This window comes from Cellvibrio sp. (assembly GCF_053579595.1).
Genome location: NZ_JBRFPI010000181.1, coordinates 1 through 8876, shown reverse-complemented (window position 1 = coordinate 8876; position 8876 = coordinate 1). Strand labels below are relative to the sequence as shown.

The window sequence follows — 8876 nt, the reverse complement described above, 5'->3', positions numbered from 1 at the left end:
GATTTACGCGCTTTGGGTTCTGCAGATTCATCTTGCTCTTGCCCATCGGTTTCTTCATCAACCAGCAACAAGTTTTCAGCAAGATGATTGCGGATTTGTTCCAGCCATTCGTTATTCACTAGGTTGATAATCAGCGGGCGAATTTTGATCCAGCTTTCACTGGAATCAATATCAGACTCAGCAAAAAAATTAATCAAACGCAACTGCCGCAAACGTTTGAATGTCTGGCGACGCTCGCCCAGATTTTCCGGCAAGCTGCGGCGGAGTAAACTTTTCATCGCCATGGCAATGGCTTCCAGCGATAAGGTGGCGCAACCTTGCTCGTCGATACTGCCTTCGCGCAAGGCTTTGTCATATTCGGCCCGCAACACCAGAACCAAGGCAACTTCGTGTTGGTTCAAGCGGCTGCGCAATCCGGCGTTAAATGGCTCGTCACTTTCATCATCCATACCCGGTAAACGCGCACCGGGCGGCAATATGCGCACAAAACGGAAATGGCTATCGTGTTGGAATCGAACACCCATCAAACCGAGATAATCATTCACCAGTTCATGGATGCGCACAAAGCGGTCATAAAGCTCTGCTTCTACCTGACTGTCATCGCGGCAGAGCACACCGTAATCCAACAAGCGTTGCACAAGTTCACGCCAGTTATCCAAACTCAGGTTATGCTTTTCAAGCTGCTCTTGCAGCAACGAACTTAATTGATCACTCATGTTCTACACCATCGTCGATCAAGCTAATCACAAACTCGTCGCGCTGTTTAAAATATTTATCGTTATTGACCAAGGGCTGCGCGTGCAGCCAATCGGCGTTTTGAGTAATCGCGAAACGATAACGGGATGACAAGTTAGCCGCAGCGCCCACTTCAATAGCATGGGATAAATTCAGCAGCTCCTGCATGTTTTTCGCTTGCAGCTCACTGCTTTTAATTTGCCCTTTTTGTACCAAGGCTGTGTGCACGTAATCGCGCAGGCTGCTGGATTGCAAAATAAATGCTTTATCCAATGCTTGCTGTACAAAGAGCGCTTTCTGCGCTTCTGCATCAAGGGCTTTATCTTCATCAAGCATGGAGCGCACAATCTGGATATTGCGCGGCGCACGCAATTGAATTTGGGCGGGATCAATAAATCCCATCTGGATACTGGCAATCGCTTCGCCCTGCTCCAGCAATACCTGATCTTGCGGTTCTGCGGTTAAATTGCCGAGCGAGCGATAGATATCCATCAAATCATCTTGCCCGCGGCTATTAATGTAACTGAGCTGGCGAATGATAATATCGGCGCGCTGGGTAAAGGTATTGAGCGCACGGCGCAATGCCGGCAACATAATGTCGCAGGCATTTTTCAACCGTGAATCAATCGTTTGCAGTAGGGTTTCCAACAGCGAAATACCGGGCACCACTTTTTGCGGCAAGGCTTTGCGCAAACGGATTTCCATTACTGTGCGCCAATCTTTTGCAGCAGTTTCTGCATCGCCCAAACCGTATTTACGCTTGCGGCGAATCTTGGTGATAATGTCAGAAATTTGGTCGCGATATTTTTCTACGCTATCGGCCGATAAACGCACTTCCAGATCCGGCTTAAACACCGTCTCCATAAAATCAAAAAATTCATCGCTCGCCTGTTGGATTAATTGACGCGACTCAACCTCGCGCACCAACTGGCGTTTGCGCTCTTCCAGCTCGGCAATTACATCAGTGAAATCGCTGATAATACGCTCAGAATATTCGTATGCATCGAGCAAATCATTAATTTCGCCCTGATCGTAAAAGGCTTGCAGACTATTGCGGGTATTACGCGTATTGCGGTTGCGCGTGCGGAATTGGTTGGCATCATTGTCAGCAAAGGGCTGGGTAAACAAACGCCCCATGCGGCTAAACCCATAACTGCTTTGCAAGCTGGTCTCGTCGACTTGCTTTTCCAACCAACCATTTTCAATCAGGCGATTGATAATAAAACTGGCAAGATCGCGCTGGGTTTTAAAGCGACCTTCGCTAGTATCATCTGGATCACTGACATCGGCATCAAGAATAGGCGCGCGGGCAATCGCCTCTTTAAAAATATCCACCAATTGTTCGCGGTTCATGGCGTGGCCATAATCGCGCAAATCGGTATACAGGCGTTGGTATAACAGGCGCAGGCACTCCGCCACCAGCTCACGGTATTTACCCGTGAGTGGATTAAAAAAGTGCTGGCGGGAATCGCTAAAAAACATCAGGAAGTTTCACAAAAATAAAGCGGCAAATAGATAACAACATTAAATGCAGTTTTTGGCAAACAGTGACTGCTCTTCTTTGGTCCAGTCTTTGGCATCTTTAACCATCATTACCTCGCACCAATCAGCGCTGCCTTCTTCCGGAATACGGCCATTTAATGCCGATACTTTCGCAACAGAATCTTCCGGTTTTACATCGGTAATAGGTACATCGGAGTACACAACCGTTTTTTGCAACTCCTCACTCGCGCTATTGGCAATCACATTCAGGCGCTGCAAAGTTGCTTCTGCTTGTGCTGCTTCTTTGGCTGCATTATTTGAATAGATGATTAAACCAACACCCAGCAAGAGCACTAACAAACTGCCTAATAACAAAGCAGTAAGTAATTTTTGTTCACGAAAAAAAGTCATCATTTACACAACACCTGTCAAAATAATTTATAGCCATTCAGCCAGCTTTTCTGCATAGTAAGTAATAATTAAATCAGCGCCCGCACGTTTAAATGCGGTCATGGTTTCCAGCACTATGGCTTTCTCATCAATTACACCCGCCGCCGCACCGGCTTTGATCATGGCGTATTCGCCACTCACATGATAAACCGCAAGTGGACGCGCAGAATTCGCGCGGATATGCGCCAGCACATCAAGATAAGCAATGCCGGGTTTAACCATAAGAATATCCGCACCCTCAGCTTCATCCTGCATGGATTCAGCAAGCGCTTCACGGGCATTGGCAGGGTCCATTTGATAAGTATTGCGCGTACCTTTAAAACTGCTATCAACCGCATCCCTAAAGGGCCCGTAAAATGCGGAGGCAAATTTAGTGGAGTAAGACATCACCGGAATATGCGTAAAACCAGCAGTGTCCAGCGCTTCACGGATGGCGCTGATCATGCCATCCATCATTCCTGATGGGGCGATCATATCCACACCCGCTTGCGCAGCAAGCACCACTTGTTTTTGTAAATTGATCAGCGTTTCATCGTTATCAACATCGTCATGCGCAACCACGCCGCAGTGACCATGATCCGTGTATTCACAAAAACAATTGTCGCTAATGACCAGCATTTCCGGTTGCGCTTGTTTTGCGGTGCGGATCATGCGCGCGAGCAAACCGTGCTCGCACCAGGTATCGGAACCTTCTTCATCTTTGTGTGTGGAGACACCAAATAAAATGACGGCCTTGATCCCTTTGCCCCAGGCACGCGTTACGATGTCTGCAAGCTGATCTTCCGGATAGCGATACACATCGGGCATAGATTTAATGGCGACGGGCGCGGTGATTCCCTCTTCGATAAAAATCGGCAGAATAAAATCGCTCATGCGCAAATGGGTTTCGCGTACCAGCTCGCGCAATGCAGCGGTTTTACGCAGGCGACGAAAACGAAAGTCCGGTGTCGTTAAAGGAATTTGCATAAATAAATGCCTGATAAAAAAATAATTTAAATACTCAGCGAACCTTCATGGCTCCATTCGCAGCGTACACGCATATCGCCCGAACCAGGCTTGTGGAAATTGCCATTCGCTTCCCAAGTAAAGGTGTGGGTGCCAGACAATTCAGTTTCCAAATGCACAGTGGCAGAAACCCAATACATACGGCTAAGCAGGGATTCAAATTGTGCGATCCATTGATCCCATTCGTATTCCACAGCTTTGTAAGATGCCCCGAAGTGCATAACTTCGGTTTGATAATTAAAAAATGGTGAATCCACACTCGGAATTGAAAACATTTCCTGACTTAAAAAGGGCCACTCATCTGCGTGCGGTAGCGACAACATCGCCTCACGGTTTATCCGAATACGCTCAGATTCCACCATAGATGGGGATACATCCTTAATACAACCATAAACAATTGATTCTTGATCCATACCCACTCCGATATTGGTTATCGACTAACAGGATTTCATTCAAACTACATTAAAACGGCCACCACCAACTGCCTTTAAAACGCTCTTCACAGTTGCGCAGCTGATATTCGTATTGTTGCGAGCGATCTTCTACTTTGCGCGCGGTATTCATTAGCCAATCTTTTTTACGATATGTTGCGCGATTATAACCGCCATGCCCTTCGTGATACGCCAGATAAAGGTTGTAACTATCAGTCAATCCAATTCTGCTGCGTTTCTGGCTTTGCCTGTTGTACCAGCCAATGAAATCAATCGCATCGCCAAAATTATCGCGCCGCGACCATCCGTTACCACTTTGATCCTGATACTCATCCCACACATCGTCTTTGGCTTGCGGATAACCGTATGCATCACTCGGGCGAGGCCCTGGAATCACCCACAAAATTTTTGTGCGCGCCGGCCGTGCATTGTGCTTGAACTGGGATTCCTGATACATGATCGACATCATAACCGGTACCGAAGATCCCCAGCGTTTTTCGGCTTTTTTGGAATCTTTATACCAAGAGGGTTTATCGTCAAAAATATCGCAAATATTATTGGGGTTCGCCGGTGGCAAGCTCGAGCAACCTGCAAGCGCAAGGAGCAAAGCCAACACAATACATTTACAAGCTGAATAGATCATTTATATCTGCCGCCCGTGTTCACGCAACAACACAAGCAACCCTGCCTCGTCCATTACTTTTAAACCCAACTCCTCTGCCTTGGCGAGTTTGGAGCCAGCACCCGGACCCGCGACAACATAATCGGTTTTGGTAGAAACACTGCCTGCCACTTTTGCTCCTAATGCGAGCAAATGCGCCTTGGCATCGTCGCGTGATAAAGCCTCTAGCGTGCCGGTCAATACATAGGTCAGCCCGTTTAAAGGCAAGGCGTCAGGGCTTGCAACTTCAATGTCATCCCAGTGAATTCCCGCAGCGCGTAGTGCAGCAACCGCATCGCGATTGGATTCCTGTTTAAAAAATTCAGCGACAAAATGCGCAACGACCGGGCCGACATCGGGTACCAATTGCAACGTTTCTTGACCCGCAGCAGCCATAGCGTCAAAAGTACCAAAGTAGTTGGCAAAATTGCGCGCAGTCGACTCACCGACTTCGCGAATTCCCAGCGCATAAATAAATTTGGCCAAGGTGGTTTTTTTTGAGTTTTCCAATGCCGCAAGAATATTATCCGCCGACTTATCCCCCATGCGTTCCATAGCGGACAATTGTTCGCGAGTCAGCGAATAGATATCAGAGAGATTATTGACTAAGCCCAAATCGACCAGTTGTTCAACCAACTTATCGCCAAGCCCTTCTACATTCATTGCTTTGCGCGATGCAAAATGTTTAATCGCTTCTTTGCGTTGCGCTGCGCACACCAAACCACCGGAACAACGGGCAACCGCTTCATCGGCCACTGTTTCTACAGGGGAATTACACACCGGACAATGTTCAGGGAAAAGAATATCGCGTGTATCAAGCGGGCGCTTACTCTCAACGACTTGCACAATTTGTGGAATCACATCGCCCGCGCGACGCACGATAACCGTATCGCCAATTTTTATTCCAAGGCGATTAATTTCATCGCGGTTGTGCAGGGTTGCGTTGGAAACAGTAACACCGCCCACAAACACCGGCTGCAATCGCGCAACGGGAGTAACCGCGCCGGTTCTGCCCACCTGGAATTCGACGTCGAGTAAAATTGTCGATTCCTCTTGCGCTGGAAATTTGTAGGCGATGGCCCAGCGCGGCGCGCGCGAAATAAAACCCAGCGTATCCTGTAGCTGACGCAAATTCACTTTAAAGACTATGCCATCAATATCGTAAGCCAGTGCATCACGCTTTTCGCCGATACGACGATAAAATTCCATCGCCTCTTGAATGTTTTGAGCAACGCGGGTTTCGCGGTTGGTTAAAAATCCCCAGGTTTTCAACGCCTCCAAAATACCGCTGTGGGTTTCGGGTAATTCACCGCCATCAACCCAACCCACACTATAGGCACACATTTCCAGCGGACGACTTGCGGTAATACGCGAATCCAACTGACGCAAGGAGCCAGCCGCCGCGTTACGCGGATTTACAAATAATTTTTCGCCTGCCGCACGTGCTTTTTCATTCAGCGCGTTAAAACCGGCCTTGGGCATATAAATTTCACCGCGCACTTCCAGCACAGCAGGATAACCACTGCCCAGCAAGCGCAATGGAATGGAATTAATAGTGCGCACATTCTGCGTAATATCCTCACCATTAGTACCATCACCACGGGTTGCACCGCGCACCAATAAACCATCGCGATATAACAAGCTCACAGCAATACCATCGAGCTTCAATTCACAGGCGTATTCAATATCTTCTGCACTTTTTAATCTGTCCTGCACACGCTGGTTAAACGCGAGTAAATCATCGTCACTGAAAGCATTGTCCAATGACAGCATAGGCATTTCATGCACAACCGTTTGGAATGCTGATAAAGGAGTAGCACCAACACGTTGCGTCGGTGAGTCAGGTGTGACAGATTCAGGACACTGGGCTTCGAGTTCACGCAGTCGCTGCATCAAGCGATCGTATTCAGCATCCGTAATCTGTGGATCATCAAGCGCGTAATACCGATAATTGTGATGCTGGAGCTGTTTGCGCAAATCAGCAATTTCTTTGGCAACCTGAGACGGCAAATCATCGAATAAGGAGAGAGTAGACATGAATTAAATTACCTGATGATTCGGGCTTGGGGCGATGCGCGATTCATGCCTTAGCGTGCAGTTTTCTTACACGTCCCTGTGCAGGATTAATGACCAAAGATGGCTGCGAATTAACGCGGTGCTGGGCGACGGAATAAACGCATACGTTCGAAATTGCGAATGCGCTCGCGACAATGATCCAGTGTTTGCCGCGTCATGACGCTACGCTGTTCATCCTTTAATTCGCCATTTAAGGTCTCGGCGATGGCGCGCGCCGTGTCAGCCATCAAATCAAATGACTGCATGGAATCGGCATTAATCGGCAAAGTCATAAACAAACTGACGCCGGGCGTTTCAAACTCATCCATTGCATCCAGATCAAAAGTACCTGGCTTAACCATGTTGGCCATACTGAAGAGCAATGCACCCTCGCCTTTGGTATCGCTGTGGCGATGGAAAATATCCATGCTGCCATAGCGCATACCGCACTGCAAAACGATATCAAGCAAATCAGCACCGTTAAACATTTCGCCTTTGTGCGCCATGACGTTGATGATTAATACTTCTTCAGGTTCTGCGGGTTGTTTTTCCGCAAAATTGTTTTGCGCTGCTGATGAAGATTGAGGCTCATCGCTTTCGTAATCTTCTTCAGAATCATCCTCGTCATATTCTTCTTCATGACTGTATTCGTCATCTTCAAATCCTTCATCTTCGTCCGGATTCAAATCTTGCTCATCTTCGTAATCGCTTTCATCTTCAGCAAGGACATCGCGCCCCTCGTCGTCATCCAGCTCCCCGGTGTAGGGACGATCGTCGCGCTCATAATCTCCGCCTTCATAATCTTCATCCTGTCGATCATCGTAATCGTCATCGAGATCTTCATCATCGCGCGAAGCAGAAAAACTCGGCTCAATACGCTCATTCGTGACAGCAGATTGAGCTTTGACTTGATCAACTGATTCCATCAACATCGGAACCGACTGACCGAGATTTAAACTGGTTTGCTGCGGCTCGCGCTGTGCGCGCAGGCTTGATGAAGAAGCTGCAAGCTCAGGTTGTTGATGCTTCTCCAAATAAAATTTGGCTTTTGGTTTTTTTTCAATACTAGGGATACGCGCAGAAGGATCTCGCTGACCAACAACCCGTGCACCGCCATTCGGCAATTCGCTAGTATAGCTAGGGGCTTCCGCAGGAGATTCGTCCTCGTATTCCGCTTGTTGTTTTAAACTTTTCTTGAGCGAGCGCGACACTTTAATATTGCCATTGCGCTCATTGCGCTTGCGTCTGATCCCATCCGCTAATATCAGCAGAATCAGTAAAAAACCAACAATGATGACCCAATCTTTCCACATAAGGTTATCCGTATTAATTAGTTCAATGTTTAAACCGCAGCCAATTCTGCGGCTTCGTCCACATCTACTGTGACCAAACGCGAAACACCTGGCTCGTGCATGGTAACGCCTAACAATTGGTGTGCCATTTCCATCGCATTTTTATTGTGCGTGATGTAAATAAACTGCACTTGTGCCGACATCTCTTCAACCATACGCGCGTAACGCCCAACATTGGCGTCATCGAGTGGAGCATCAACTTCATCGAGCATGCAGAAGGGTGCCGGATTCAAACGGAAAATCGAAAACACTAACGCAATCGCCGTCAAGGCTTTTTCACCACCAGACAATAAATGAATAGTGCTGTTACGCTTGCCCGGTGGGCGCGCCATAATGGTAATACCAGTATCGAGCAGCTCTTCGCCAGTCAATTCAAGATAGGCGTGACCACCACCAAATACTTTGGGGAATAATTCCTGCAAACTTTTGTTGACCTGGTCAAAGGTTTCTTTAAAGCGTGTACGGGTTTCGCGGTCAATGCGTTTAATCGCATTTTCCAGAGTCTCAAGCGCTTCCATCAAATCAGCATTTTGTGCATCGAGATAATTTTTGCGTTCGGACTCTGTTTTATATTCGTCAATTGCCGCCAGGTTAATCGGGCCGAGGCGGGAGATTTTCCCCGCGAGGCTTTCCAATTCTTCTTCTAGTGGTTTTACTTCGGTACCTTCTGGCATCTCTGCCAAAATGATATCCAGATTTAATTCT

Annotated in this window: 9 protein-coding genes; all 9 read right to left on the bottom strand. The window is 47.7% G+C overall.

Going from position 1 to position 8876, the window contains the following annotated elements; all coding sequences use genetic code 11:
* Positions 1–716 (bottom strand): DUF4194 domain-containing protein (locus ACWA6V_RS12260; protein ID WP_449522757.1); only part of this gene is annotated, 716 nt, incomplete at its 3' end.
* Positions 709–2217: a Wadjet anti-phage system protein JetA family protein gene (locus ACWA6V_RS12255; protein WP_449522756.1), complete on the bottom strand. Its 1509-nt coding sequence runs from the start codon at positions 2215–2217 to the stop codon at positions 709–711. The genes ACWA6V_RS12255 and ACWA6V_RS12260, both read right to left, overlap by 8 nt.
* Positions 2218–2259: 42 nt before the next feature.
* A complete protein-coding gene (locus tag ACWA6V_RS12250; RefSeq protein ID WP_449522755.1) occupies positions 2260–2631 on the bottom strand; it encodes a DUF3012 domain-containing protein in 372 nt (123 codons plus the stop codon).
* Positions 2632–2655: 24 nt separating this feature from the next.
* Positions 2656–3633: a porphobilinogen synthase gene (gene hemB / locus ACWA6V_RS12245; RefSeq protein ID WP_449522754.1), complete on the bottom strand. Its 978-nt coding sequence runs from the start codon at positions 3631–3633 to the stop codon at positions 2656–2658.
* 26 nt (positions 3634–3659) lie between these two features.
* Positions 3660–4085, bottom strand: coding sequence for a hypothetical protein (locus ACWA6V_RS12240; protein WP_449522753.1), 426 nt, complete (start codon positions 4083–4085; stop codon positions 3660–3662).
* 49 nt (positions 4086–4134) lie between these two features.
* On the bottom strand, positions 4135–4746 hold the full coding sequence (locus ACWA6V_RS12235) for a transglycosylase SLT domain-containing protein (RefSeq protein WP_449522752.1): 612 nt from the start codon (positions 4744–4746) through the stop codon (positions 4135–4137).
* The gene (gene ligA, locus ACWA6V_RS12230) at positions 4747–6801 is read right to left on the bottom strand and encodes an NAD-dependent DNA ligase LigA (protein ID WP_449522751.1); all 2055 of its coding nucleotides are present in this window, start codon (positions 6799–6801) and stop codon (positions 4747–4749) included.
* A 110-nt stretch (positions 6802–6911) separates the two neighbouring features.
* On the bottom strand, positions 6912–8132 hold the full coding sequence (zipA, locus tag ACWA6V_RS12225) for a cell division protein ZipA (RefSeq protein WP_449522750.1): 1221 nt from the start codon (positions 8130–8132) through the stop codon (positions 6912–6914).
* A gap of 29 nt (positions 8133–8161) precedes the next feature.
* A partial coding sequence (locus tag ACWA6V_RS12220; RefSeq protein ID WP_449522749.1) for a chromosome segregation SMC family protein occupies positions 8162–8876 on the bottom strand: 715 nt, incomplete at its 5' end.